Annotated in this window: 24 protein-coding genes, 1 pseudogene and 1 riboswitch; of the genes and pseudogenes, 14 read left to right on the top strand and 11 right to left on the bottom strand. The window is 61.4% G+C overall.

Going from position 1 to position 24,556, the window contains the following annotated elements; all coding sequences use genetic code 11:
* Nucleotides 1-304 precede the first annotated feature (304 nt).
* Entirely contained in the window at nucleotides 305-1,078 is a 774-nt protein-coding gene (locus CO667_RS30010; RefSeq protein ID WP_097621799.1) for a slipin family protein, read from the bottom strand.
* On the bottom strand, nucleotides 1,075-2,493 hold the full coding sequence (locus CO667_RS30005; RefSeq protein WP_097621798.1) for a nodulation protein NfeD: 1,419 nt from the start codon (nucleotides 2,491-2,493) through the stop codon (nucleotides 1,075-1,077). The genes CO667_RS30010 and CO667_RS30005 overlap by 4 nt, the downstream gene beginning before the upstream one ends.
* 240 nt (nucleotides 2,494-2,733) lie before the next feature.
* Here CO667_RS30005 and CO667_RS30000 point away from each other — a divergent pair, with 240 nt between their 5' ends.
* From CO667_RS30000 to nuoG, 14 genes are all read left to right on the top strand, one after another.
* On the top strand, nucleotides 2,734-3,234 hold the full coding sequence (locus tag CO667_RS30000; protein WP_097621797.1) for an NADH-quinone oxidoreductase subunit J: 501 nt from the start codon (nucleotides 2,734-2,736) through the stop codon (nucleotides 3,232-3,234).
* Nucleotides 3,234-3,536: an NADH-quinone oxidoreductase subunit NuoK gene (gene nuoK / locus CO667_RS29995; RefSeq protein ID WP_007819572.1), complete on the top strand. Its 303-nt coding sequence runs from the start codon at nucleotides 3,234-3,236 to the stop codon at nucleotides 3,534-3,536. Before CO667_RS30000 ends, nuoK begins: the two co-directional genes overlap by 1 nt.
* A gap of 5 nt (nucleotides 3,537-3,541) precedes the next feature.
* Nucleotides 3,542-5,005 (top strand): monovalent cation/H+ antiporter subunit D family protein, encoded by a 1,464-nt coding sequence (locus CO667_RS29990; protein ID WP_097621796.1) that lies wholly within the window; start codon nucleotides 3,542-3,544, stop codon nucleotides 5,003-5,005.
* A complete protein-coding gene (locus CO667_RS29985; protein WP_097621795.1) occupies nucleotides 5,002-5,256 on the top strand; it encodes a hypothetical protein in 255 nt (84 codons plus the stop codon). The genes CO667_RS29990 and CO667_RS29985 overlap by 4 nt, the downstream gene beginning before the upstream one ends.
* Complete coding sequence (locus tag CO667_RS29980) at nucleotides 5,249-7,024, top strand: Na(+)/H(+) antiporter subunit D (RefSeq protein ID WP_097621794.1); 1,776 nt, start codon at nucleotides 5,249-5,251, stop codon at nucleotides 7,022-7,024. Before CO667_RS29985 ends, CO667_RS29980 begins: the two co-directional genes overlap by 8 nt.
* Before the next feature lie 9 nt (nucleotides 7,025-7,033).
* Nucleotides 7,034-8,509 carry an NADH-quinone oxidoreductase subunit M gene (locus tag CO667_RS29975; RefSeq protein WP_097621793.1) on the top strand — a complete coding sequence of 492 codons (1,476 nt, stop codon included), beginning with the start codon at nucleotides 7,034-7,036 and terminating at the stop codon, nucleotides 8,507-8,509.
* Nucleotides 8,506-9,945 carry an NADH-quinone oxidoreductase subunit N gene (locus tag CO667_RS29970; protein ID WP_097621792.1) on the top strand — a complete coding sequence of 480 codons (1,440 nt, stop codon included), beginning with the start codon at nucleotides 8,506-8,508 and terminating at the stop codon, nucleotides 9,943-9,945. Before CO667_RS29975 ends, CO667_RS29970 begins: the two co-directional genes overlap by 4 nt.
* A 129-nt stretch (nucleotides 9,946-10,074) precedes the next feature.
* Nucleotides 10,075-10,440, top strand: a complete 366-nt coding sequence (locus CO667_RS29965) for an NADH-quinone oxidoreductase subunit A (RefSeq protein WP_097621791.1) — start codon at nucleotides 10,075-10,077, stop codon at nucleotides 10,438-10,440.
* Nucleotides 10,428-10,931: an NADH-quinone oxidoreductase subunit B gene (locus CO667_RS29960; RefSeq protein WP_003582024.1), complete on the top strand. Its 504-nt coding sequence runs from the start codon at nucleotides 10,428-10,430 to the stop codon at nucleotides 10,929-10,931. The genes CO667_RS29965 and CO667_RS29960 overlap by 13 nt, the downstream gene beginning before the upstream one ends.
* Entirely contained in the window at nucleotides 10,928-11,464 is a 537-nt protein-coding gene (locus tag CO667_RS29955) for an NADH-quinone oxidoreductase subunit C (RefSeq protein WP_097621790.1), read from the top strand. Before CO667_RS29960 ends, CO667_RS29955 begins: the two co-directional genes overlap by 4 nt.
* A gap of 29 nt (nucleotides 11,465-11,493) precedes the next feature.
* Nucleotides 11,494-12,708: an NADH dehydrogenase (quinone) subunit D gene (gene nuoD / locus CO667_RS29950; RefSeq protein WP_097621789.1), complete on the top strand. Its 1,215-nt coding sequence runs from the start codon at nucleotides 11,494-11,496 to the stop codon at nucleotides 12,706-12,708.
* A gap of 16 nt (nucleotides 12,709-12,724) precedes the next feature.
* Nucleotides 12,725-13,234, top strand: coding sequence for an NADH-quinone oxidoreductase subunit NuoE (gene nuoE / locus CO667_RS29945; RefSeq protein WP_097621849.1), 510 nt, complete (start codon nucleotides 12,725-12,727; stop codon nucleotides 13,232-13,234).
* A 4-nt stretch (nucleotides 13,235-13,238) separates the two neighbouring features.
* A complete protein-coding gene (gene nuoF, locus CO667_RS29940) occupies nucleotides 13,239-14,504 on the top strand; it encodes an NADH-quinone oxidoreductase subunit NuoF (protein WP_097621788.1) in 1,266 nt (421 codons plus the stop codon).
* A gap of 32 nt (nucleotides 14,505-14,536) precedes the next feature.
* Nucleotides 14,537-17,116, top strand: a complete 2,580-nt coding sequence (gene nuoG, locus CO667_RS29935; RefSeq protein ID WP_097621787.1) for an NADH-quinone oxidoreductase subunit NuoG — start codon at nucleotides 14,537-14,539, stop codon at nucleotides 17,114-17,116.
* Nucleotides 17,117-17,180: 64 nt separating this feature from the next.
* On the opposite strand, the gene CO667_RS29930 is transcribed toward nuoG, so the two are convergent.
* The 9 genes and pseudogenes from CO667_RS29930 to CO667_RS29890 form a co-directional block, all read right to left on the bottom strand.
* Nucleotides 17,181-17,621, bottom strand: a complete 441-nt coding sequence (locus CO667_RS29930; protein WP_097621786.1) for a CBS domain-containing protein — start codon at nucleotides 17,619-17,621, stop codon at nucleotides 17,181-17,183.
* Nucleotides 17,622-17,665: 44 nt separating this feature from the next.
* Complete coding sequence (locus CO667_RS29925) at nucleotides 17,666-18,232, bottom strand: NADH-quinone oxidoreductase subunit I (RefSeq protein ID WP_097621785.1); 567 nt, start codon at nucleotides 18,230-18,232, stop codon at nucleotides 17,666-17,668.
* 10 nt (nucleotides 18,233-18,242) lie between these two features.
* Nucleotides 18,243-19,244, bottom strand: a complete 1,002-nt coding sequence (nuoH, locus tag CO667_RS29920) for an NADH-quinone oxidoreductase subunit NuoH (RefSeq protein ID WP_097621848.1) — start codon at nucleotides 19,242-19,244, stop codon at nucleotides 18,243-18,245.
* 476 nt (nucleotides 19,245-19,720) lie between these two features.
* Entirely contained in the window at nucleotides 19,721-20,335 is a 615-nt protein-coding gene (locus tag CO667_RS29915) for a thiamine phosphate synthase (RefSeq protein WP_097621784.1), read from the bottom strand.
* Nucleotides 20,332-21,105 (bottom strand): thiazole synthase, encoded by a 774-nt coding sequence (locus CO667_RS29910; RefSeq protein WP_097621783.1) that lies wholly within the window; start codon nucleotides 21,103-21,105, stop codon nucleotides 20,332-20,334. Before CO667_RS29910 ends, CO667_RS29915 begins: the two co-directional genes overlap by 4 nt.
* Before the next feature lie 3 nt (nucleotides 21,106-21,108).
* Nucleotides 21,109-21,306, bottom strand: a complete 198-nt coding sequence (gene thiS / locus CO667_RS29905) for a sulfur carrier protein ThiS (RefSeq protein ID WP_037107070.1) — start codon at nucleotides 21,304-21,306, stop codon at nucleotides 21,109-21,111.
* Nucleotides 21,297-22,277, bottom strand: coding sequence for a glycine oxidase ThiO (gene thiO / locus CO667_RS29900; RefSeq protein ID WP_097621782.1), 981 nt, complete (start codon nucleotides 22,275-22,277; stop codon nucleotides 21,297-21,299). The genes thiS and thiO overlap by 10 nt, the downstream gene beginning before the upstream one ends.
* Before the next feature lies 1 nt (nucleotide 22,278).
* The gene (thiC, locus tag CO667_RS29895) at nucleotides 22,279-24,105 is read right to left on the bottom strand and encodes a phosphomethylpyrimidine synthase ThiC (RefSeq protein WP_097621847.1); all 1,827 of its coding nucleotides are present in this window, start codon (nucleotides 24,103-24,105) and stop codon (nucleotides 22,279-22,281) included.
* Nucleotides 24,106-24,197: 92 nt separating this feature from the next.
* Nucleotides 24,198-24,329: riboswitch (TPP riboswitch) on the bottom strand.
* An 86-nt stretch (nucleotides 24,330-24,415) separates the two neighbouring features.
* A pseudogene (locus CO667_RS29890) lies at nucleotides 24,416-24,556 on the bottom strand (electron transfer flavoprotein subunit alpha/FixB family protein); the annotation flags it as partial.

The raw sequence follows: 24,556 nt of genomic DNA, 5'->3' as shown, positions 1-24,556 counted from the left end.
GTGGGCTGCGCCTGAACAATCAATCGAACCGTTCCCGGGCGCACAAGCGTGGCTTCAGTGCCGGCCTTTGGGCGTGGTAGGGGTGGTTAGCCCCCGGAACTTCTCGCTGATCCTTGCCTCGTCCGCGTGCTGGCGTCTTCGCAGCTGGCAATCGCGCCCTTCAGAGCGAGTGCTCGCGGTCACTGGCGCCGGAAAAAGGTTACGGATATGATGACGCTATTTTATTTTCTGGAACAAAGTGAAATCGTATTTCAGCTCCTGTAACTCTTCGAATTTATTATCAAAGCGCCGGACATGCCGTTGCTCATTCAGTTGGCTTGTCGGCCTTGCCGTCCAGGAGATGAATGAGTTCCATGGGGAAAGGGAATATGATCGTCGAACTGTTTTCCCCGGCAATAACGTTCAGCGTGCTCAAGTAGCGCAGTTGCATTGACAACGGTTGCCTGGCCAGCATTTCAGCCGCCTCCACCAGCTTTGCCGCGGCTTGCTGCTCGCCCTCGGCGTTTATGATTTTTGCACGTCGCTCGCGTTCTGCCTCAGCTTGCCTGGCAATCGCACGGATCATCGACTCGTTGATGTCAACATGCTTGATCTCAACATTGGCCACTTTGATGCCCCACGCATCTGTTTGGACGTCGAGCATTCTCTGGATGTCTTCGTTGAGCCTGTCGCGTTCCGCGAGCATCTCGTCGAGATCGTGCTTGCCGAGCACCGAGCGCAACGTCGTTTGGGCAAGCTGGCTCGTGGCTGCCATGAAATCCTCGACCTGAATCACTGACTTCTCCGGATCGATGACCCTGAAGTAAATCACCGCGCTGACTCGAACCGAAACGTTGTCATGGGAGATGACGTCCTGGCTGGGGACGTCGAGCACGCGCGTGCGCAGGTCGACCCGCACCATTTGCTGTACGTAGGGAACAAGCAGGATCAATCCGGGGCCTTTCACGCCGGTAAATCGGCCAAGCGTAAAGACGACCGCCCGCTGATACTCGCGCAGGATCTTGATTGCGCTCGCCAGGATGATCAGCAACAGGACGACTGCGACGATATAGAAGATGAAACCTCCAATCATGGTCATCTCAGCTTCTCCTTGCTTTCTTGAGGTCCTCGATTTTTGCGGGGATCACGGGTGACCTCGAGGGTTAGCCCATCTCTGGCAATGACCGTCACGTCGTCTCCGTCCGTGAGCGGTTCGGCGGAGGCGGCGCTCCAGCGCTCTCCATGCGCGACAACGTAGCCGGTCGTGCCCGTCCAACTGGAGACTTTCCCTGAGATGCCGATCATCTGCTCCGCACCGGTCACCACGGCACGCCGGCGCGCGCCGAATGCAAGGCGAACGACGATGAGGCTGAAGGCAAGGGCTGAAACACCGATACCAACTAGGACCTGTCGGCTCACTTTCAGATCGGGCACATCCGTATCGAAGAGGATGGTTGCGCCCAGAACGAGGGCGACCGCACCGCCGAGGCCGAGAACCCCGAATGTCGGTGCATGCGCCTCCGCGACCAAGAGAGCAACCGCAAGCACGATGAGGCCGACGCCGGCATAGCTGACCGGCAGCATTGCCAGGGCGTAGAGACCGAGCAGCAGGCATATGCCGCCGACCATTCCCGGGATAACCGCTCCGGGCGTAAGAAACTCGAATATCAGGCCGTAAATGCCGATGACCATCAGAATGAGTGCGACATTCGGGTCGGCGATAACCGAAAGCAGGCGTGTTCTCCAGTCAGGCTCGATGCTCTGGACAGCGAGATCAGTCGTATCAAGCCGGATGTCCGCTCCTCCTGCCCGTACCGTGCGACCGTTGGCTTTCGCCATCAGCTCGTCGACGGTGAACGCGACGAAATCGATGACTTTTTCGCGTTCGGCCGCAGTTGATGAGAGGCTGGCTGCGTCGCGTACCGCCTTTTCCGCCCAGTCGGCGTTGCGATTACGCAACTCGGCCAACCCCCGAAGATAGGCAGCAGCGTCGTTCACTGCCTTTGCCTCTGCAGCGTTGCGCGACTGTCGCTCCTTGCTGTCGCCGTTCTGGCCGTTGTCTTGTCCGCTCCCGCCGAGAGCAATGGGCGTTGCGGCGCCCAGATTAGTACCCGGCGCCATGGCGGCGATATGACTGGCATAGAGGATGTAAGTGCCGGCACTGGCCGCGCGGGCGCCGCTCGGAGCCACGTAGCTCGCGACCGGCACAGATGAGGCAAGGATTGCGCGAACGATGTCCCGCATCGACGTATCGAGACCGCCGGGCGTATCCATTTGCAGGACGATCAACGCCACTTTACGATCGTTGGCAAGCTGGATGCCGCGTATCACATAGTCGGCGGACGCCGGGCTGACGGCGCCATTCAATCGCAGCAGTAAAGCGACGCGTTCCGAGCCCGCTGTCGGGGCGACGGAAAACAGGAATGCTGAACCCCAGATCAATGCCAAAGCGAAAATACGGATTGCCTCTCGGCAATACCTCCGGGGCCGCACGGTCACCCGATCAATATTCATACATTCAAATATACGCCAGATTTACCAAAAGATAAGGCAGAAGTTTCTTCACCAGCCACGGCGATCCCAACGCGCATCTCGCCACATCCGGACTGGGCTGCTTTTGCTCCGGCGATGACAATAATCTTGTGAAAAATCCGATACTAGGGCACAATTTGCGAAGGCATCTGAAGTTGCGGCGCAATCTCAAATCCGGCCATCTCGCGCCGAGTGACAGTTCGCGCCGGAGGGTCGGCGTCGATGGATCAGGGGTTCTTTCTTCTGTTCGCTACGGTATCCGTGATCACGGCCCTGACGATGGTCCTGGCGCGCAATCCGGTTCACAGCGCATTGGCGCTGATGGCGTGTTTCCTGCAGGTCTCGGCAATCTTCGTCTTGCTCGAGGCACCGTTGCTCGCGGTCATCCAGATCTTCGTTTATGTCGGCGCGATCATGGTCCTGTTCCTGTTCGTGATCATGATGATCGATGTGCGCGAAGCGGTGTTGCAGCGGTTCTTGCCGGGCGGAAACCTCCCGGCTCTCGTACTTCTCGTTCTGCTCGGGGTCGAGATGCTCGTGCTGGTGCTCTGGAGCGACCGCTTTTCGGTCATGGAGCCCGTCACGATGGGCGGCGGCGATGACGTCAGGCAGCTTGGCACAGCCCTTTTCGCCGACTATCTCCTGCCGTTTGAAACCGCCTCCGTAATCCTGCTGGCGGCCTTGGTCGGCGCCATCATGCTGGCGCGGAAGGAGCAGGGGTGATGGTTCCGCTCTGGTGGTATATTGTGCTCGGTGTGGTCCTGTTCGTGATCGGAGCGGCGGGCGTGCTGCTCAGGCGCAATATTCTCGTCGTCCTGATGTCGCTGGAGCTGCTGCTCAACTCGGTCAACATCAATTTCATCGCTTTCGGGCGTTACCACGCCGATTTCCGTGGGCAGATCTTCGCGATCTTCGTCATCGCAATCACCGCGGCAGAGGTTGCCGTCGCCCTCGGTATCCTGGTCGCCCTCGTGAGGAACAAGTCCACCCTCAAGGTCGACGACGTGACGGTGATGAAAGGATAGCGGCTTTGGACCCGGTTGTATCCATCCGGCCGTTGCTTGCCATCACCGTCGCCGGTCTGGCGGCCCTTGCAGTTCTCCTTTTGAACAACCGCGAAAGACTTCGCGATCTGGTCTCGCCGTTGGCCGCGATCGTCATGTTCGCGATTGTCGTGTCGATGGCACCCACGGTGCTGGCGGGCGGGACGGTCGAATTGCGTCTGTTCGAGATTCTGCCGGGGATTGACTTTGCTTTCCGGGTCGATGCGCTCGGCATGGTGTTTGCCACCGTCTCGTCGCTGCTGTGGATCGTGGCGGCGATCTATTCGATCGGCTACATGCGGCATTTGAACGAGCATGCGCAGACCCGGTTCTTCGCCTGCTTCGCCAGCAGTCTTGCGGCCGCCGCCGGGGGCGCCTTCGCCGCCAACCTGTTTACGTTGGTGATCTTCTACGAAGTGCTCAGCCTCGTTACCTATCCCCTCGTCTACCACCACGAGGACGAAGAGGGATGGAGGGGCAGCCACAAGTATCTCGTCTATCTGATGGGCGCCTCGAAAAGCGCGCTGCTCGCCGCACTGGCGCTGACCTACCATATTGCGGGGTCGCTCGACTTTGTCGCGTGGGGACTGCTGGCCGGGAGCGATGCCTCCGCGGCGCTGCTGACGGTCGTCTATTTCTGCTATCTTTTCGGCTTCGCCAAGGCTGCTGTGATGCCGATGCACGCCTGGCTGCCCGCCGCGATGGTCGCGCCGACACCGGTCAGCGCGCTTTTGCATGCAGTGGCAGTGGTCAAGATGGGCGTGTTCTGCGTCCTGCGGGTGGTGTTCCATGTCTTCGGCACGGGGCTAGTGGGCGGGCTGGGCCTCGGCATCGCCACGGCCTATCTGGCTTCGTTCACGATCCTGATGGCGTCGGTATACGCCCTGACGCGGGACGACCTGAAGGCCAGGCTTGCCTATTCGACGGTTAGCCAGCTCTCCTACATCGTGCTGGGCGCGGTTCTGTTGTCGCCAGTGGCGATGGTTGGCGGGATCATCCACATCGCGGCGCACGCATTCTCCAAGATCACGCTGTTTTTCTGCGCCGGGTCGATCTATTGCGCGTCCGGTAAGCGTAACATCAGCGACATGGCCGGTATCGGCCGCAGGCTGCCCTGGACCATGGGGGCATTCTTCGTCGCCTCGCTCAGTATGATCGGGATACCGCCAACCGCGGGCTTCGTCAGCAAGTGGTATCTGGCGGAGGGCGCCGTGGCGGCGAGAGAGACCGTGTTCCTGGTGGTGCTCCTGGTGAGCTCGATCCTGAACGCCGCCTATTTCCTGCCGATCAGCTATGCCGCCTTCTTCCAGGCTGAGAGGCAGGAGAGCCGGACGACGGTCCGTGAAATTCCGTTGGTCACGATTCCGCTGGTCGCGACGGCAATCCTGTCGGTGCTGATGGGCATTTTCCCGGGCTATTTTCTCACCCTGGCAGACGGAGTGATCCGATGATCAAGCGTGTCGTCGACTTCTTTGGTGACGAGCAATATGCGAGGCCGCGCCGCCGACTATTCTACCTCGTGCTCGTCCTGATCGTCGTCGCCGACTTTCTGGTGTCTCGCGAACACGCCGAATATCTGTGGGACAGCCTGCCGGGCTGGTCGGCCGTCTACGGCTTCGTCTCCTGCGTCCTGCTTATCTTCGTTTCCAAGTTTCTCGGCCATCGGGTCCGGCTGATGCGGCGCGAGGACTATTATGACTGACTTCATCCATCCGGCTCTGCTCTTTATTCCCGGCGCCCTGCCGATCCCGTTCCTCAGCGGGTCGGTCCGCAAGGCCTATCTGCTTCTGATCCCTGCGCTGGCGATCCTTGCCGTGCTTGCGATGGAGCCGGGCAGCTATGGTGAAGCGCGGTTCATCGGACAGGAGATCCTGATCGCGAAGGTAGACAAGCTCAGCATCGTCTTCGCCACCGTTTTCACCATCATGGCGCTGATCGGCATGGTCTACGCGCTGCACCTGACGGATGCCGGCCAGCACGTAGCGGCATTCGTCTATGTCGGCAGCGCGCTAGGCGTGGTGTTTGCCGGTGACTACCTGACCCTCTACCTGTTCTGGGAGGGCATGGCATTCGCTTCCGCCTATCTGGTCTTCGCGCAGCGTGATGGGCCGGCGATCCGGGCCGGCTTCCGCTATCTCATGGTCCATATCGCCGGCGGCGTCGTCCTGCTCGGCGGCATCGTTTCCCACGGGCTCGCCACCGGTTCACTGCTTTTCGGCCCGATCACCGGGGGCCTCACCAACGGGGGAATGGGGGTCGGCGACTACCTGATCCTTTCCGGCTTCATCCTCAACGCGGCCGTGCCGCCGCTCAATGCCTGGCTGACCGATGCCTATCCGGAGGCGACCGTCACCGGGGCGGTGTTCATGAGCGCGTTTACCACCAAGACCGCCGTCTATGTGCTGGCGCGGGCGTTTCCGGGGACCGAGCTCCTGGTCTGGCTTGGCACCATCATGGCGCTCTACGGCGTCATCTACGCGGTGCTGGAGAACGATTGCCGACGGCTTCTCGCCTATCACATCGTCAGCCAAGTGGGCTATATGATCGCGGGTATCGGCATCGGGACCGAGATGGCGTTAAACGGAGCGGCCAGCCACGCTTTCGCGCATATCCTCTACAAGGCGCTGCTGTTCATGGGTGCCGGGGCCGTCATCTACGTCACCGGCCGACGCAAGCTCACCGAGCTCGGCGGGCTTTACAAGACCATGCCACTGACCGTCGCGCTTTACATGGTCGGCGCCTTCGCGATCTCGGCGTTCCCGTTCTTCTCGGGTTTCGTCACCAAATCGATGGTGATAGCGGCTGCAGGAGCGGATCACCGCGCGCTGGTGGTGCTGGCGCTGACGATGGCATCGTCCGGGACGTTCCTGCACACTGGCCTCAAGCTTCCCTATTACATGTTCTTCGGGACGGACCGGAAACTGGAGGCGCGCGAGCCACCGCGCAACATGCTGATTGCCATGGGCATGGCGGCGGTGCTCTGCATTGCGATCGGGGTGTTCCCGCAGCCGCTTTATGCGCTTCTGCCCTATCCGGTGGATTTCGAACCCTATACGGGCCTGCATGTCATGGAGAGCCTCGGGCTGCTGATGTTCACCGCCCTGGGGTTCGTGCTGTTCCTCTGGGCGCTCGATCCCGAGAAGACGATCAGCCTCGACACCGACTGGTTTTATCGCAAGGGTGCGCGGGCCTTCATGTGGCTCGCCGAAAGGCCGCTGGCGCGCTATGAGCAGGCGGTGAGCAACGTCTCCGAGACTGCGGCGCTGCCCTTGCTGCACGGCGCGGCGCGGGCAGGACTCCGGCTCGATCTTGCCGGCGTCGATGCCGTCGTGAATGGCATTGCCCACGCGATCCTGCATGGCGGCGGGCGGCTCAGGCGGCTCCAGACGGGTGTCGTGACCCATCACGTGCTGGCGATGGTCGTCGGTCTGATCGCAGCCATCGTCGTCTTCGTCGTGGCGTGGCGGTAGAGGAGTGCCATGGGCTTCCCGCTCCTCAGCTTCATCATATTCACACCCGTCGCCGGTGCTGCGGTTCTGATGTTCCTGCGCGGTGACGATGCGGCTCGGTGGACTGCGCTCTCTTTCACCGTCCTCGACCTTGCTCTCTGCATCGCCATGCTGGTCGGCTTCGACACCACGACCCATGCCATGCAGTTCACCGAGACGCGCCCGTGGGTACCTGCGCTCGGGATCAATTATGCGCTCGGCATCGACGGAATCAGCGCGCTCTTCGTGTTCCTGACCGCACTGTTGGGGTCGATCTGCGTGCTCGCCTCCTGGGTCGCGATCGACCGCAAGGTGAAGGAATTCATGATATGCCTGCTCTCCATGCAGGCGCTGATGCTCGGGGTCTTCTGCGCGCTCGATCTGTTCCTCTTCTACGTCTTTTGGGAGGCGATGCTGATCCCGATGTACCTCATCATCGGCGTCTGGGGCGGCGAGGGTCGGGTCTATGCGGCGATCAAGTTTTTCCTCTACACGCTGGCGGGCAGCCTCCTGTTCCTGATCGGTGTCATCGTGCTTTATTTCTACGGTGGCAGGACCTTCGATATCCTCGCCTTGACAGAGCAGGACTTGCCGTTCCGGATCCAGTCCTGGCTGTTCTTCGCCTTCCTGATCGCTTTTGCGGTCAAGGTGCCGATGGTGCCGGTCCATACCTGGCTGCCGGACGCCCATGTGCAGGCGCCGACGGCAGGCAGCATTATCCTCGCCGGAGTGCTCCTGAAGATGGGCGCCTACGGATTCCTGCGGTTCTCGCTGCCGATGCTGCCGGAGGCATCGATGTATTATTCGACGCTGATGCTGACGCTTTCGGTGCTTGCGATCGTTTATGGCGGGTTGCTCGCGCTGGCGCAGGACGATCTGAAGAAGCTGGTGGCCTATTCCAGCATCAGCCACATGGGCTTCGTGACGCTGGGGATTTTTGCACTGAACCTCCGCGGGCTCGAGGGCGGTATCTTGCAGATGTTCAATCATGGCGTGACGACAGGCGCCCTGTTCCTGTTGGTCGGGCTGATTTACGAGCGGACCCATACCCGCAGCATCGCCGACTATGGCGGGTTGATGAAGGTGGCGCCGATCTACACCACGTTTCTGGCACTGTTTACCCTGTCGTCGATGGCGCTGCCGGGAACGAATTCGTTCGTGGGCGAGTTGCTGGTGCTGTCAGGCGGGTTTGCGGCCAACCTGGTCGCCGGCTCGGCCGCCGTTTTGGGCGCATTGCTCGGGGCTGCCTATCTGCTTGGCATGTATGGGAAAGTCGCGCTTGGCCCGGCCAGCGTCGGCGCCCGGTTGAAGATACGCGACGTGAACGCCCGTGAGATGGCTGCGATCCTGCCGCTGGCCGTCTTCGTACTCTGGGTTGGGCTCTATCCGAAACCCTTTCTCAACATCATCGATGCCTCGGTGAAGCAACTGCTGGAGCACGTGCACAGCAGGGGGAGCGGCCAATGACCGCCGCCATGCTTTTCCAGTCGGCCCTGGCGAGCCTGCCCGAGATCGTTGTGATCACCGGCGCCTGCATCCTGCTGATCCTGGGACAGTTTGTGCGAAAGGGACAGGAACATTTCCTTGTCGGGGCGTCGGTCGCGGTCGTGTTGATTGCCGCCTTGGCGACACTCATGCTGGCGAGCGAGGTGCGGCCGGCCTACACGGGCATGTTCATCGCCGACCGTTTCGCGGTCTTCTTCAAGTTCGTTTTCTATTTAGCCACCGTTCTGACATTCCTCCTTTCGCGAAAATATGCCGATATCGAAGGGATCGGGAGCAGCGAATACTATGTCCTGCTGCTCTTCGCGCTTTCGGGCATGATGATCATGGCCTCGGCGACCGATCTCCTGTCGATCTATGTGGGCATCGAACTGATGGTGATTTGCACCTATGTGCTGACCGGCTTCCTGCGGCGTGAGCGGCGGTCGAACGAAGCAGCACTGAAATACGTGATCCTTGGCGCGGTCTCGACCGGGATTTTCCTTTACGGCGTTTCGCTGATCTACGGGCTTACCGGCACGACGCAACTGGACGGGATGGCTGCGGCGGTGACCGGCGATCCGCTCGATCCCGGATTGCTGCTGGCGGTGGTCTTCATCGTCGCGGGGCTGGTCTTCAAGGTCGGCGCTGTTCCCTTCCATATGTGGCTGCCGGACGTCTATGAAGGCGCGCCGACGACGATCACCGCCTTCATGTCGGTTGGCCCCAAGGCGGCTGGGTTCGCGGTGATCCTGCGGGTGTTCCTCAACCCTCTGGTCGCAGCCTCGAACGTCTGGATCATCGTCGCCGTCATTGCGGTGGTGACGATGGCGCTCGGCAGCTTCGTGGCGCTGGTCCAGGATAATTTCAAGCGTCTCCTGGCCTATTCCAGCATCGCCCATGCCGGCTTCGCGATTTTCGGCGTGGCGGCCGGCGGTGCCGATGGGATCGCCAGCGTGATGCTTTACCTACTGATCTACGCTTTCACGAATCTCGGCATTTTCGCCGCCGTCATCATGATGCGGAACGGCGATGTCTCGGGCGAGGTCATCGAAGACTATGCGGGTTTCGCCAAGTCACATCCGGGGCTGGCGCTTCTGATGCTGCTCTATCTCTTCTCGCTGGCCGGCATTCCGCCGACGGCCGGGTTCTTCGCCAAGTTCTACGTGCTGGTCGCCCTCGTCGAGCGTGGTTTCGTCATGCTGGCGGTAATCGCAGTGCTGCTCAGCGCCGTCGCCGCCTATTTCTACATCCGCATCGTCATGGTGATGTACATGCGCGAGCCGAAGGGGGCGTTCGCCCCGGCTCTGACGCCTCTGGTGTGCGCCACGCTGGCCGTCACCGCCGCCGGCACCATCGGCATCGGCCTGTTTCCGTCGTGGTTTCTGAAGCTTGCCCAAGATTCGGTCTTTGGCGGGTGAGCGATTGGATTTGCAATGATCACACCGACGGAATAGACTTGAAGACGGAGGAAGGATTGCCCAAGTCGCCCCGTGGCGTGACCGATTTACCGGTTCGCGATGAGGTCAGTGGGCAACCGGTGCAGTGATATGACTGCAATGGAATTCTTGCCGGTTCTTTTCATGGTCGCCGGAGTCGTTCTGGTGGTGGGGGTGACGTTGTTCGTTTCCTCGCTGCTGCGCCCATCCAATCCCTACCCCGCCAAGAACATGCCCTATGAATGCGGCATGGACGCAGCGGGCGAGGCGGCGGCGGGCCGCTTCAGGGTGCCGTTCTTCATCCTCGCGATCCTGCTGGTCGTTTTCGATGTCGAAGCGATGTTCCTCTTTCCCTGGGCCGTCGTCCTCAAAGAGATCGGGCTGGTCGGCTATATCGAGATGTTCGTCTTCATGGTGCTGCTTATCGTAGGCTTCGCCTACGCCTGGCTGAAAGGAGTGCTGGAATGGGAGGCGTAAACAACGCGATCCGCGACAGCGTGCTGTTCACCACGGCCGACAGCATCATCAGTTGGAGCCGGAGGTCGGCGCTGTGGCCGGAGACCTTCGGCATTGCCTGCTGCGCCATCGAGATGATCTCTGCCGGTTGCGCCCGCTACGATCTCGACCGGTTCGGCGTGGTGTTCCGCCCTTCGCCGAGACAATCCGACGTCATGATCATCGCCGGCACCGTGACCCGGAAATTCGCGCCCGTCGTGCGGCGGCTCTATGACCAGATGCCGGAACCGCGCTGGGTGATCGCCATGGGCACCTGCGCTATTTCGGGTGGGGTCTACAACACCTATGCCGTGGTGCAGGGATCGGAAACCTTCGTGCCCGTCGATGTGCATGTGCCTGGCTGTCCGCCCCGGCCCGAGGCGCTGATGCACGGCTTCCTCCTGCTTCAAGAAAAGATCAAGAGATCCCGGGCACTCGCCGGCACACCTCTGGATCGGGTTATAGCGTCATGAGTGCGGAGCCGTCCCTCAATCGCGCTCCGATCATGGAGCGCTTCGGAGAAACAATCGAGGACCTCGGCACTGCGCACGGTATCGACGCCTTTGCCGTTCCGCCCGAGAGGATCGTCGACTTCTGCCGGTTCCTGAAAGAGCATCCGGCGCTGCAATTCAATTTCCTCTCGGACATTTGCGGGGTTGATCACTATCCCGAAATGCCGCGGTTCGAGGCGGTCTACCATCTTTATTCGCTGCCCAACAGGTGGCGGGTCCGCATCAAGTGCCGGCTTGGCGATCCTCCTGAAGTGCCTTCGGTCACGGGAGTCTGGCGCACCGCCAACTGGCATGAGCGTGAGGCCTGGGACATGTATGGCATCCGGTTCGAGGGACATCCCGATCTGCGCCGGATCTACATGTGGGAAGGCTTCGAGGGCTTTCCCCAGCGCAAGGATTTCCCTCTCAGGGGCTATAAGGACAAGTTGAACCCCTTCGGTGCCGAAGGTCCGCCGCCAACGCAGCCCGACCTTGCCACCAGGGACATTCCGTAAGGGAGGCCGTCCTACGCCGGAACGTTGAGATGACTGAAGTCACCGAGCTCAACAGGCCCGAGGGTGAAGCGCTCAATACCAGGGAAGTGCTTCTCAACCTCGGTCCGCAGCACCCCAGCACCCATGGGGTTCTTCGGCTCGTCCTCGAATTGGACGGCGAGTTCGTCGGCCGCGTCGATCCGCATATCGGCTACCTCCATCGCGGCACCGAGAAACTTGCGGAGAGCTTCACCTATACCCAGATTTTCCCGCTGACGGACCGGCTCGACTATCTCTGTCCGCCCTCGAACAACCTGGCCTTCGCGCTGGCGGTGGAGAAACTCCTCGGCATAGAAGCGCCGATCCGGGCACAATATATCCGCGTGATGATGGCCGAACTGGCGCGGATCTCCGGTCACCTCCTGATCACCGGCGCGCTGCCGATGGATCTCGGCGCCATGACCGCGCTGCTTTACGTCATGCGTGAGCGCGAAATGATCATGGACCTCCTGGAAATGATCACCGGTGCGCGCATGCACACGTCCTTCTGCCGGGTCGGCGGGGTGCGCGAGGATCTGCCTGACGGGTTCTTCCCCAAGATCCGGGAGTTTTGCGACATCTTCCCGAACCGTATCCGCGACTATGAGCGACTGCTCGAAGATAACCGGGTGTTTCTCAATCGCACGAAGGGGATAGGCGTTATCTCCGCCGAGGATGCGGTCGATCTCGGCCTCAGCGGCCCGAACCTGCGTGCTTCCGGTGTCGACTGGGACATCCGGCGCGATGAGCCCTACGAGATCTACGACCGGCTCGATTTCAACGTCATCACCCGTAACGAGGGCGATTGCTATGCACGCTGGCGATGCCGCGTCGACGAGATGCGCGAAAGCATGAGGATCATCGAACAATGCATCGACCAGATGCCTGAGGGTCCGTTCCAGATCGACAATCCGACAATCGCCTTCCCGCTCAACAAGGATCGGGTGCACTGCTCGATGGAGACGCTGATCCAGCATTTCGACCTGTCGGCCTACGGCTTCAAGGTGCCGAAGGGCGAGGTCTATTCGGCGATCGAGGCGCCAAAGGGCGAGCTTGGCTTCTACATCATCAGCGACGGGTCGCCAAAACCGTTCCGCATGAAGGTGCGGGCACCCTCGTTCGTCAATCTTCAGGCCCTCTTCGGGGTCACCAACGCCCGCTATCTGGCGGACATGATCGCCGTGCTCGGCAGCCTCGACCCTGTGATGGCGGAGGTGGACAAGTAGCAAGGATTTGAATGCGATGACCATGCGCGAAAAGATCGAAGAGGCGGCGGCGCGCTATCCCGACCAGCGCTCCGCGATCATGCCCGCACTGCTGATCGCGCAGGAAGAACATGGCCATCTGCCTGGGCCGGTGTTGGAAGAGGTCGCCGACATTCTCGGCGTCGAGCGGATCTGGGTCTACGAGCTGGCGACTTTCTACACCCTCTTCCACACCGAGCCGGTGGGGATGTTCCACCTGCAACTCTGTGACAATGTTTCCTGCATGCTGTGCGGATCAGAGGACCTGCTGAACCATCTGGAAACGGTGCTGGGGATCAGGAAAGGCGACACCACCCCGGACGGGCTGTTCACGCTTTCGACCGTCGAATGCCTCGGCGCCTGCGAGATGGCTCCGGTGATGCAAGTCGGCGACGATTACCACGCCCACCTTGATGTGGCGCGGATAAACGGATTGTTGGACAGCCTGCGGGCGACAGCGGGAGCCGCGAGCGTCGAGCCCACCTCTGCACGGCTGCCGGGGGGATAGCGCCATGTTCGAGCCGGTTCTTCTCAAAAATGTCGATGTGGCGGACGGTCATTTGGTGTCGACTTACGAGGCTGGCGGCGGCTACCAGGCGCTGGCGAAGGCGCTGCGCGAGCACACGCCTGACGAGGTTATCGACCTCGTCAAACGGTCCAACCTGCGCGGTCGCGGCGGTGCCGGATTCCCAACGGGTATGAAATGGGGTTTCGTGCCGAAGCGCACCGGCAAGCCGACATATCTGTGCTGCAACGCCGATGAGGGCGAGCCGGGCACGTTCAAGGACCGGATCATCATGGAGCACGACCCGCATCAACTGATCGAGGGGCTGGCGGTAAGTGCATACGCGATCGGGGCCGAAACCGCCTATGTCTATATTCGCGGAGAATATGTGACGGCGATCCGTCGTCTGAAGCAGGCGATCGCCGAGGCCCACGCAAAGGGCTATCTCGGAAAGCGCATTCTGGGCTCGGATTTCAATTTCGCCGTACACATCCACTGCGGCGCCGGCGCCTATATCTGCGGCGAGGAGACTGCGATGCTCGAGTCGCTCGAGGGCAAGCGGGCGCAACCGCGATTGAAGCCACCATTTCCGGCCGTGGCCGGGCTCTACGCCAGCCCGACCGTGATCAACAATGTCGAGACGCTCGCTTGCGTGCCGCATATCGTCATACGGGGGTCGGACTGGTTTCGGGGCATCGGCCCGGACAAGAGCCCCGGCCCGAAGCTCTACTGCCTCAGTGGGCAGGTGCGCAAACCCGGCCTCTATGAGTTGCCGATGGGCATACCGCTGCGCGAACTGGTCGAGAACCACGCCGGCGGCGCGCTGCCGGGACGCAGAATCAAGGCGGTGATCCCCGGCGGGGTCTCAGCGCCTGTTATACCGGAGCACGGGCTGGAGGTGAGGATGGATTTCGACTCGCTGGCTGCCGCCGGCTCGATGCTCGGTTCGGCTGGCGTTATCGTGATCGACGACTCGACCTGCATGGTCAAGGTCGCCACCCGGATCATCGAATTCTTCCATCATGAGTCCTGCGGCAAGTGCACGCCATGCCGGGAAGGATTGAACTGGGTCGTCAAGGTCCTGCGCCGGATCGAGGCCGGCGAAGGTGCTGCCGGCGATCTGGAGCAGCTGGATATGCTCTGCAAAGGCATTTTCGGCAATACGTTTTGTGCCTTGGGTGACGGGGCGGCGATGGGGTTGCGGGCGGCACTCGGCCATTTTCGCAATGAGTTCGTTGCCCATATCGAGGACCGCAGGTGTCCCTTTCACTGACGGCGGGCGCTGCGACAGGACTGCGAGGAAGTATGGTTAGCATTACGATTGATGGACAAACGCTGGAAGTTGAGGCTGGCTCGACAGTGCTGCAGGCCGCCCAGCGTTTGGGCGTCGATATCCCGACCTTCTGCTATCTGAAGCGGCTGCCGCCGCTGGCTTCGTGCCGCATGTGCCTGGTGGAGATCGAGGGCGTGCGGCGGTTGCAGCCGTCCTGTGCCACTGCGGCCACCGATGGCATGGTCGTGCGGACGAACACGCCTCTGATCGAGGAAACGCGCTCTTCCATGCTCGACATGCTACTCGCCAACCACCCCCTCGACTGCCCGATCTGCGACAAGGGCGGCGAATGCGAGCTTCAGAACATGGTGATGGCCTACGGCCCCCGCGAAAGCCAATTCCGCGATGACAAACGTGTGTTCCACTCCGAGGACATTCGTCTGAGCCCGGTCATCATCATGAACGTCAACCGCTGCATCCAGTGCCAGCGCTGCGTCCGGATGTGTGAGGAGGTCGTCGGTGCGGTGGCGCTGGGCACCGTCGAAAAAGGCATGGATACCGCCGTCACCGGCTTCGAGGGCAGTCTGGCGAGTTGCGACCAATGCGGCAATTGCGTCGAGGTCTGCCCGGTCGGCGCGCTGATGAGCTTCCCCTACCGCTACAAGGCGCGCCCCTGGGATCTCGTAGAGACCGACACGGTCTGCCCGCATTGTGGCACCGGTTGCCAGCTGACGGTGGGCACACGTAAGGGCGAGTTCATGCGGGTGCGCTCGAAGTGGGATGAGGGAGTCAACCGCGAAACGCTCTGCGTTCGGGGACGGTTCGGCCTCGATTTCGTCGCGAGCCGGGACCGGATCAAGCGACCGATGATCCGTCGTGATGGCGCCCTGGTTCCGGTTTCCTGGGATGAGGCTGGGGACTATCTGCGCCGGCGGTTATCGGCCGTCGAGGGCAAGGTTGCTGGCGGGCTGGCCTCGCCTCGCCTGCCCAACGAGGTGCTCTACCAGTTCCAGAAGCTGATGCGGACGGCATTCCGGACCAACAACATTGATTGCTCGTCACGCTGGTCCACGCCCTTCGATACGCTCGGCCCGCTACTGGCAGCCTTTAACAGCCGCGCACCGCTGGAAGAAGTGATCGGCAACGACTGCGTGCTCGTCGTCGGCGGCAACGTCACCGAGGAGAACCCGGTCACCGAATATCTGCTGCGGGATGGCGTGCGGCGGCGGCAGACCGGATTGCTCATGCTCTCGGCGCGGCCATCCCGTCTGGACGCCGATGCCAGCGTGGTGGTTCGCGTGCTGCCCGGCGGAGAAGCGGCGAGCCTTGCGACAGTGGTGGCCAGTCTCGTGATGGCAGTTGGTCAGGCTTTGCCGGGCGACGTTCTTGCGGGCATCGGCGCGATAATTGGCAAGCCGGCGGCGAGCACCGGCATTGAAGGGCCGGATCGTCTGGCCGCGGCGCTCAAGGAAGGCAGCAGCGTCACCGTGCTTGTCAGCGTTGACCTCTTGAGATCACCCGAAGCGCGCGCGACGCTACAGCAGATCAACAACCTGCTGCACGTTCTCCGCCTGCTCGGCAAGGGCCCGGCGATGCAGTTCCTCTTCGACCGTGCCAACCAGATGGGCGCCTGGGATATGGGAGTTCTGCCGGTGGCTCTGCCGGGGCTGCGGGCGGTCGCCGACGATGTTGCGCGCACAACTCTTGCGCGGAACTGGGGCGCCGAAATCCCGTCTGAACCCGGCGCGGATCTCGACGCCATTCTGGAGCTCTGCGTCGGCGGGCGGATGGGCGCGCTCTATATCGCCGGAACCGACCCCCTGATCGCCTATCCCGACAGGGATTTCGTGACGCGCGCGCTTGGCGCCGCCGATCTCCTGGTCGTGCAGGACGCCTTCCTCACGGATACGGCGGGCCTTGCCGAGGTCGTTCTGCCTGCGGCAGGTTACGGCGAGGAAACCGGCACGTTCACCAACAACGAGGGCCGGACCCAGACGGTCCGCAAATTCCGCGAACCCGCCTTCGAGGCGCGGAGCAATCTGGCGATCTTCGACTTCGTCGCAGCGCTTCGCAACCAGGCACTGCGGCCGTCGACGCAAGGCGAAATTTTCGACGAGATTGCCCGGCTGGTTCCGGCCTATCAGGGGTTGACTCAGGACGCGCTTGGCGCCGACGGCGCATTCACCAAGGCAGTGCCAGCGCCACCGGCCGACGTGTTTTTTGCGCCACCGCCTGTCCCGACAGCAGCCGACCGGCTCATGCTGATCACCGGCAACTGCCTGTTCCACAACGGATATCTTTCCGAACGGTCGGACATCTTAAACACGGTCGCCAATGATCCCTATGTCGCGATGAGCGCGCAGGATACCGCACAGCTTGGCCTTTCGGATGGCGATCAGGTCAAGGTGCGTTCCGCCCAGGGCGAACTGACGGCGCAGCTCAAGGTCGACAGGCGGTTTCCCAAGGGCCTCGTCTTCGTTCCGGAAAACTATAGAGCCTTGCGTCTCAACAGCCTGATGCGGCGGGGCGAATACCCATGCCCGGTCAAGGTCCAGAAGGTGCATGCCGCTCTTGAGGTCGACCGCACGAGCCGGATCTGGCGTGGGGTCTGACGATTTGGGGTCGGGGCACGGCAAAGCCGCCCTGCCCCAGCGTCTCCACATCAAGCTGGCGACGTCAGTGATACCTGGTCCCGCAGATGTAATCCTGCAGATCCTGCTCTGTGCGCTGCGCTTCGTCGAGCCTGTGTTTAACCACGTCGCCGATACTGACCACGCCGACAACGTCGCCTCCATCCATGACCAGCACATGACGCGTACGCCGCTGGGTCATGATCCCCATCGCGACGGGTAGCAAATCCCGTGTCGAACAGGTCGCCACATTGCGGTTCATGACATCCGCGACCCGCATCATCGCCGCCTCGGCCCCATATTCCGCCACCGCATTGCAGCAATCCCGCTCCGATAGCGAACCCAGGTATTCGTCGTTCGATTGGCTGACGACGACGAAGCCGATATTGTTGTCGCGAAACAGCCTCAAGACTTCCACCATCGTCTGATCGGGAGCGACCGCGATGACACCTGCACCCTTGTTCTTCATGATTTCGCCGACAAGCATCTGAGCCTCCTGTCTGCGCGCTCCGGCTTGACGGATGCGCGCGTTCACGTTCGCCGGATATTCCGCCACCAGTTGTAACCCTTCGTCTCTTTCGTCTCGACGAGCACGTCCTTCTTTGTATTCAGGCGCGCGGCAACCACGCCGCCGCCGGTTGTCGCCTTGCCCGGCTTGGCGAGCAGGTCGTCGCGCCCGATCACCAGGTCACGCGAGGAAAAACTCGAAAATTCGTACTGCTGGCCAAGCGCGATTGCATCGGCTGGGCAGGCGTCCTCGCACAGCCCGCAGAAAAGGCAGCGAGCCGTGTCGATCTCGAATTTAGCCGGGTGCCGGTTGCCCTTCTCGTCCTCGTAGGGGACGACTTCGATACAGTCGCAGGGACAGATCCGCGCGCAGAGTTCGCAGGCCACGCACTTGATCTCGCCCTCTTCATCACGCGTCAGGAAGTGATGCCCGCGATAGCGCGAGTAGGGCAGCCATTTTTCCTTGTCCGGATACTGCATGGTGACGGTTCTGGAGAACATGTAGCCGAAGGTCAGAGCCAACGCGCTCGCAAGATCGGCGAAGAACGTCCAGCCAATCCATGTTCCAATTCTGTCCTGCGCGCGCGACATCGCCGCCTCGCTACGGGGCCGCTACGGCCCCTAAAAGTACACCGGTTATAATTATGTTCGCCATCGACAGAGGAAGCAAGACTTTCCATCCGATCGCCATCAGTTGGTCGTAGCGGTAGCGGGGGAAAGTGAAACGGAACCAGATAAACACATAGACGAAGAATGCGACCTTGAGCACGAACCAGAGGAGCGGTGGCAACGGGATTAGGAAACCGTTCCAGCCGCCGAAAAACAGGATCACCACCAGGACCGACACCAGCAACACGATGGCGTATTCGCTGACCATGAAAAACGCAAAGCGGATACCGCTGTATTCGGTATGAAAGCCGGCCCCCAGATCGCCTTCCGCTTCCGAAAGGTCGAAGGGAATACGCTGCGCTTCGGCCAATCCGGCGACGAAGAACACGAAGAAGCCGACCGGTTGGTAGACGATGTTCCAAACATCGGTTTGGGCCTGCACGATGTCGAGCAGGCTCATGGATTGCGCCAACATGACCACCCCGATCACCGCGAACCCCATCGGAATCTCGTAGCTGATCATCTGCGCGCAGGTCCTGAGGCTGCCGAGGACCGCGTATTTGCTGTTAGCGGCCCAGCCACCGAAGATGACGCCATAGACCTCGATCCCGATCACCGCAAAGACGAAGAGTAACGCCACATTCATGTTGGAGACGTAGAGCGTGATTTCGGCGCCGAGGACCGAGATGCTTTCGCCGAAGGGGATCGCGACGAACACCACAAAGGGCGGAGTGAGCGCCAGGATTGGCGCCAGTTTGAACAGGAAGCGATCGGCCTCGGCCGGGATGTGGTCCTCTTTGGTTAAGAGCTTTATTCCGTCCGCCACCGGCTGCAGCAGCCCGTGCCACCCGACGCGCATCGGCCCCATCCGCTGCTGGATGTGCCCGGCGATCTTACGTTCCAGCCAGGTTAGCGGCAACGGCAGCAGCAGCAGGATCGCAATCAGAAACGCGACCTTGAAGACAATCAGGCCAAGGGCGACGATAAGTTCCATGATCCGCGGCCACTTATTCATCGGGTTGAAGCGCGCGACCGGACTTTGGCCCCGGCTATACATCGAGCACTTTGCGCAACCGTCAGGCTGCATAGTACAACGGCGACGCACCTCATACAATGCCATCACAGCTATGTCGTTGCTGGCTATGATGTGTCCGGCTCAGGATGTTTGAGACAAGTGGTTCGATGCGCGTCTCTCGCTTTGCGCCATTTGCGGACAAAGCGGTGGTTGTTTTTCAACCATCCGACGCTGACCAATGTGGGCATTGCCATTCTGGGGCGAGGCCTCGGAAGGGGGATGGACCAGAAGCCCGGGAGTAGATCGTAGTGCGCGCACTGGTTCCCTGCGCCACCGGTCCCATTTTCAAATTCGGCCGAGCGATGTTCGACCAGTTGGCGGTCCAGAATATGCAACCTCCTGCCGCTAGCGAAATACCTCGCGTGAAACAGCGGAGTTGTCGGGATAGTTCCTCTTCAACGGCCCTGGTGAAATGACCGGGTTGCCGCAATCCACGCCAGCGTCCGTTGTTCGGGATCGGGATTGCGCGTGATGTCGGTCACGACAGCCGCACTATCGGCCCCATTTTCGAACACGCCGGCAATGCGCTCCACTGTCAGCCCGCCGATGGCGACAAGCGGCAGCGGACCGATGCGGCTCTTCCACTCGCGCAGACGGCCAAGACCTTGCGGCGCCCAGGGCATGGCCTTGAGAATGGTGGGATAGATCGGACCGAGCGCGAGATAGTGCGGACGCGCCGCAAGCGCGATTGCCAATTCCGCCTCGTCATGCGTGGAAAGTCCCAGCTTCAGGCCGGCTTCCCGGATGGCGGCAAGATCGGCCGTCGCCAGATCCTCCTGGCCGAGATGGATGAAATCACAGCCTTCCTCGATGGCGATCTGCCAATAGTCGTTGACGATCAACTGGCACTCATGCGCCGCACAGACTGCTTTTGCCCGCCGGATGTCTGTGCGTATGTCCGGTAGCGGCCGTTCCTTGATGCGCAGTTGCACGAGTTTGACACCAAGCGGAACCAGCCTTTCGATCCAGGCGGCGCTGTCGACGATCAGATAGAAGGGATCGAGCTTCATGCGAAAACCGCCTTTCCAATCACGGGTGTCGACGGAACCGCCATGTCGCGCGGTTCCAGCATGCCGGCGCCGAATGCCTGTCGGCCGGCCTCAATCGCCCCAACGAAGGCTTCCGCCATTGCGGCGGGGTCACCCGCGCCGGCAACGGCGGTGTTGAGAAGGACCGCATCGAATCCCAACTCCATCACGGTCGTTGCGTGCGACGGCCGGCCGATGCCGGCATCGACGATCAGCGGCACGTCGGGAAAATGCGCACGCATGGATCGAAGGGCGGAAAGATTGAGCGGGCCCGCCGCGGTGCCGATCGGCGCGCACCAGGGCATCAGCACCTTGCATCCGGCCTCCAACAGCCGCTCGGCCACGACCAGATCGTCGGTCGTATAGGGAAAGACCTCAAAGCCGTCGCTGGCGAGAATGCGGGCCGCCTCCACAAGCGCGAAAACGTCAGGCTGCAGCGTATCGTGATTGCCGATCACCTCCAGCTTGATCCAGTTGGTCTGAAACACCTCGCGCGCCATCTTCGCCGTCAGCACGGCCTCGGATACACCATGGCAGCCGGCGGTATTGGGAAGAACGCGGATGCCGAGCGCCCGGATCATATCGAAAAATGCGCCGCCATTGCGCCCGCCGGCCGTTTCCCGGCGCAACGACACGGTGACGATCTCCGTCCTGGATCGTTTGACAGCCTCGGCCATGACGGCTGGCGAAGGGTAACGCGCTGTGCCGAGTAGAAGGCGTGACCCAATCTGGGTTCCGTAGAGATCAAGCACGGGTCAGCCTCCCTGCATCGGGGTCAGAATCTCGATCCTGTCATTGTCGTTCAGGAGGTGATCGTCACGATCCTCGCGATGGACGAGTTCGCCGTTGACGGCGGTTGCCAGCCACGCGCCCTCATAGTCGAGCGCAGCCAGAAGCTGCGAAAGCGTGGTTGCGGCGATTGTCTCGGGTTCGCCGTTTATGATCAGGCGCATCGGGGGCTCCCTTGTTTCGTCTGTGCGGAAAAGACCAGATCCGCGGCTTCGGCAGCCATGGTCGGTGCCAGCAGAAAACCGTGGCGATAAAGGCCGTTGAGAATGATGACATTGCTCTCCCGCGTCACCCGCGGAAAATTGTCTGGAAAGGCAGGGCGTATACCGGCGCCGGTTTCGACGATGGCGGCATCGGCAAAAGCGGGATGCAGCGCGTAGGCAGCATTCAGCAGCTCCATCAACGAGCGAGCGGTGATCGGCCCCTGGAATTCCGTCTCGATCATTGTCGCGCCGACCATGAACAGGCCTTCGCCACGCGGCACGATATAGACGGGAAAACGCGGATGCAGCAGGCGGACGGGCCGCGCAAGCGTGACCTCCTCCGTCTGCAGATAGAGCATTTCGCCCCGCACACCCCGCAAATCCGGGCTTTGGCCGAGGCGGGCTACCCCTGTGCAATCGACGATTTCGGCGAATTCGCCGTCATCCGCGATCGCATCGACGAAGATGACGCCCTTGGCCGACAGATCACTCTTCAGCGATAGCAATACTTCGCGGGGATCGAGGTGGGCTTCCTGCGGAAAGAACAGGCTGTGCCGGAAACGACCGGCAAGGGAGGGTTCGAGGGTAGCGATTTCGCGTTCCTCAACCCAGCGATAGCCAGTGGTGCGGCTGGCGAATCGCTTCAGCTCGTTTTGATCGCGGTTCGGCGCGACGACAAGCGTTCCGTTGCGGACGACCTTGCCCGGCAGGATCGCTTCCCAGCGGTCGGCGGAATCCCGGCCGCGCTCGAGCACGGCTTCATCGGCGCTTTCCCGTTCACACCATGGCGCCAGCATGCCGCCGGCGAGCCAGGAGGCGGCCTCGCGGAAATTTTGGCTGGGATTTGAGATCGTGACCTCAGCACCGCGCCGAAGCAGTTCGTGAGCGACGGTGAGGCCGGCGACGCCGGCCCCTTTGACGAGGACGCGCATGTTACTCGGCCGGATGTGCGGCGCCGTCGATCGGCATGTAGAGGTCGCCGCCCTCCCGATATTTCGCCGCCATCGCTTCCAATCCTTCCTTCTGCGCCTCGGCGCGGATGTCGTGGGAAATCCGCATGGAACAGAATTTCGGGCCGCACATCGAGCAGAAATGCGCGACCTTATGGGCTTCCTTCGGCAAGGTTTCGTCATGGAAACTGCGGGCGGTGTCGGGATCGAGCGAGAGGTTGAACTGGTCCTCCCAGCGGAATTCGAAGCGGGCGCGCGAGAGTGCATCGTCGCGCAATTGAGCGGCCGGGTGCCCCTTGGCAAGGTCGGCCGCATGCGCGGCGATCTTGTAGGTGATGACGCCGGTTTTGACATCGTTGCGGTCGGGCAGGCCGAGGTGCTCCTTCGGGGTAACGTAGCAGAGCATGGCGGTGCCGAACCAGCCGATCATTGCCGCGCCGATGCCCGAGGTGATGTGATCGTAGCCTGGGGCGATATCGGTCGTCAGCGGCCCCAGCGTGTAGAAGGGCGCCTCACCGCAGACGGCCAGTTGCTTGTCCATGTTCTCCTTGATCTTGTGCATCGGCACATGACCGGGTCCCTCGATCATCACCTGGCAGTCTTTCGCCCAGGCGATCTTCGTCAGCTCGCCGAGCGTCTCCAGTTCGGCAAACTGCGCGGCGTCGTTGGCGTCGGCGATCGAGCCGGGGCGCAGGCCGTCGCCAAGTGAGAAAGAGACGTCATAGGCGCGGCAGATATCGCAGATTTCCTCGAAACGCTCGTAGAGGAAGCTCTCGCGATGATGATGGAGACACCACTTCGCCATGATAGAGCCGCCACGCGAAACGATGCCGGTGACGCGGTTGACAGTGAGCGGGATGTAATGCAGCCGCACGCCGGCATGAATGGTGAAGTAATCGACGCCCTGCTCCGCCTGCTCGATCAGCGTGTCGCGATAGACTTCCCAGGTGAGATCCTCGGCGATGCCGCCGACCTTCTCCAGTGCCTGATAGAGCGGCACCGTACCGATCGGCAGCGGCGAATTGCGGATGATCCATTCGCGGATGTTGTGAATGTTGCGGCCGGTCGAGAGATCCATGACGGTATCGGCGCCCCAGCGCGCCGCCCAGACCATCTTCTCGACTTCCTCCGCCATGGAGGAGGTCACGGCGGAATTGCCGATATTGGCATTGATCTTCACCAGGAAATTCCGGCCGATGATCATCGGCTCGCTTTCCGGGTGGTTGATATTGGCGGGAATGATCGCGCGGCCGGCCGCGACCTGCTGGCGGACGAATTCCGGGGTCACATGATCGGGAATATGGGCGCCGAAGCTCTCGCCATCGCGAACCAAAGCTTCGGCTTTCGCTTTGCGGCCGAGATTTTCGCGGATGGCGATGAACTCCATTTCCGGAGTGATGATGCCGGCGCGTGCATAGGCGAGTTGGGTCACGGCCTTACCGTCCCTGCCCCGCAGCGGCTGGCGCTTGGCCGGAAATTCCGGTGTCAGCCGTTCGCCGCTGACAAAGCCGTTGTCTTCGGGACGCACATGACGGCCTTCATAGGCCTCGACATCGCCGCGCGCGAGCACCCAGCCGCGACGAAGCTGCGACAGGCCCTGCTCGATGTGAATCTCGGCGCCCTCGACCGTATAGGGGCCGGAGGAATCATAGACGACGACAGGCGGCTCGCCCGATGTCGGATGGACGCTGATTTCGCGCATCGGCACGCGGATATCGGAGTGCATATCTCCGGGGATGTAGATTTTCCGCGACGCCGGCAGCGGGCCGGTGGTGACGGTCGGGGTGAGGTTCTTTGCGGCAATGGTCATGGTTTGAGGCTCCAAGTTGCAATTGGAGACCCAGTCAATCAGCCGGAATGATGAAAAGACGCCGGCATGGAATCCACGCGGGAATCCGAAGCCTTCGAGCGCTTGCACCGTCCCTACGCCAGTATGAACTGGATCAGGTTCAACGGGTCACTGCGCCACAACAGGCAAAGCCGTATTGTCCAGCAGTATCTCAGCCCCTTGCCGGGACCCCCCTGGTGAATGCCGCAAAGACTATGTCGAGGGCTGAGTTCATGTCAACCTTGGAACTGGGCAGATGTCATGCAAGTGGCTCGAAGCCAGAAAGGTATCGTCAGAGCGCCTTTTGCAATTCCGGCAGGGCTTCGAACAGATCGGCGACCAGTCCGTAGTCGGCGACCTGGAAGATCGGCGCCTCCTCGTCCTTGTTGATGGCGACGATCACCTTCGAATCCTTCATGCCGGCCAGATGCTG

The sequence above is a fragment of the Rhizobium sp. L43 genome (genome assembly GCF_002531725.1).
GTDB lineage: Bacteria > Pseudomonadota > Alphaproteobacteria > Rhizobiales > Rhizobiaceae > Rhizobium.
The sequence above is the reverse complement of the archived record's forward strand: the minus strand, read 5'-3'. Positions and strand labels throughout refer to the sequence as shown.

What these genes read in the sequence shown, in the direction of transcription:
- CO667_RS30010 (WP_097621799.1), bottom strand. Translation starts at nt 1,078, where the DNA reads ATGACCATGATTGGAGGTTTCATCTTCTATATCGTCGCAGTCGTCCTG.
- CO667_RS30005 (WP_097621798.1), bottom strand. Translation starts at nt 2,493, where the DNA reads ATGAATATTGATCGGGTGACCGTGCGGCCCCGGAGGTATTGCCGAGAG.
- CO667_RS30000 (WP_097621797.1), top strand. Translation starts at nt 2,734, where the DNA reads ATGGATCAGGGGTTCTTTCTTCTGTTCGCTACGGTATCCGTGATCACG.
- nuoK (WP_007819572.1), top strand. Translation starts at nt 3,234, where the DNA reads ATGGTTCCGCTCTGGTGGTATATTGTGCTCGGTGTGGTCCTGTTCGTG.
- CO667_RS29985 (WP_097621795.1), top strand. Translation starts at nt 5,002, where the DNA reads ATGATCAAGCGTGTCGTCGACTTCTTTGGTGACGAGCAATATGCGAGG.
- CO667_RS29980 (WP_097621794.1), top strand. Translation starts at nt 5,249, where the DNA reads ATGACTGACTTCATCCATCCGGCTCTGCTCTTTATTCCCGGCGCCCTG.
- CO667_RS29975 (WP_097621793.1), top strand. Translation starts at nt 7,034, where the DNA reads ATGGGCTTCCCGCTCCTCAGCTTCATCATATTCACACCCGTCGCCGGT.
- CO667_RS29970 (WP_097621792.1), top strand. Translation starts at nt 8,506, where the DNA reads ATGACCGCCGCCATGCTTTTCCAGTCGGCCCTGGCGAGCCTGCCCGAG.
- CO667_RS29965 (WP_097621791.1), top strand. Translation starts at nt 10,075, where the DNA reads ATGACTGCAATGGAATTCTTGCCGGTTCTTTTCATGGTCGCCGGAGTC.
- CO667_RS29960 (WP_003582024.1), top strand. Translation starts at nt 10,428, where the DNA reads ATGGGAGGCGTAAACAACGCGATCCGCGACAGCGTGCTGTTCACCACG.
- CO667_RS29955 (WP_097621790.1), top strand. Translation starts at nt 10,928, where the DNA reads ATGAGTGCGGAGCCGTCCCTCAATCGCGCTCCGATCATGGAGCGCTTC.
- nuoD (WP_097621789.1), top strand. Translation starts at nt 11,494, where the DNA reads ATGACTGAAGTCACCGAGCTCAACAGGCCCGAGGGTGAAGCGCTCAAT.
- nuoE (WP_097621849.1), top strand. Translation starts at nt 12,725, where the DNA reads ATGACCATGCGCGAAAAGATCGAAGAGGCGGCGGCGCGCTATCCCGAC.
- nuoF (WP_097621788.1), top strand. Translation starts at nt 13,239, where the DNA reads ATGTTCGAGCCGGTTCTTCTCAAAAATGTCGATGTGGCGGACGGTCAT.
- nuoG (WP_097621787.1), top strand. Translation starts at nt 14,537, where the DNA reads ATGGTTAGCATTACGATTGATGGACAAACGCTGGAAGTTGAGGCTGGC.
- CO667_RS29930 (WP_097621786.1), bottom strand. Translation starts at nt 17,621, where the DNA reads ATGCTTGTCGGCGAAATCATGAAGAACAAGGGTGCAGGTGTCATCGCG.
- CO667_RS29925 (WP_097621785.1), bottom strand. Translation starts at nt 18,232, where the DNA reads ATGTCGCGCGCGCAGGACAGAATTGGAACATGGATTGGCTGGACGTTC.
- nuoH (WP_097621848.1), bottom strand. Translation starts at nt 19,244, where the DNA reads ATGGAACTTATCGTCGCCCTTGGCCTGATTGTCTTCAAGGTCGCGTTT.
- CO667_RS29915 (WP_097621784.1), bottom strand. Translation starts at nt 20,335, where the DNA reads ATGAAGCTCGATCCCTTCTATCTGATCGTCGACAGCGCCGCCTGGATC.
- thiS (WP_037107070.1), bottom strand. Translation starts at nt 21,306, where the DNA reads ATGCGCCTGATCATAAACGGCGAACCCGAGACAATCGCCGCAACCACG.
- thiO (WP_097621782.1), bottom strand. Translation starts at nt 22,277, where the DNA reads ATGCGCGTCCTCGTCAAAGGGGCCGGCGTCGCCGGCCTCACCGTCGCT.
- thiC (WP_097621847.1), bottom strand. Translation starts at nt 24,105, where the DNA reads ATGACCATTGCCGCAAAGAACCTCACCCCGACCGTCACCACCGGCCCG.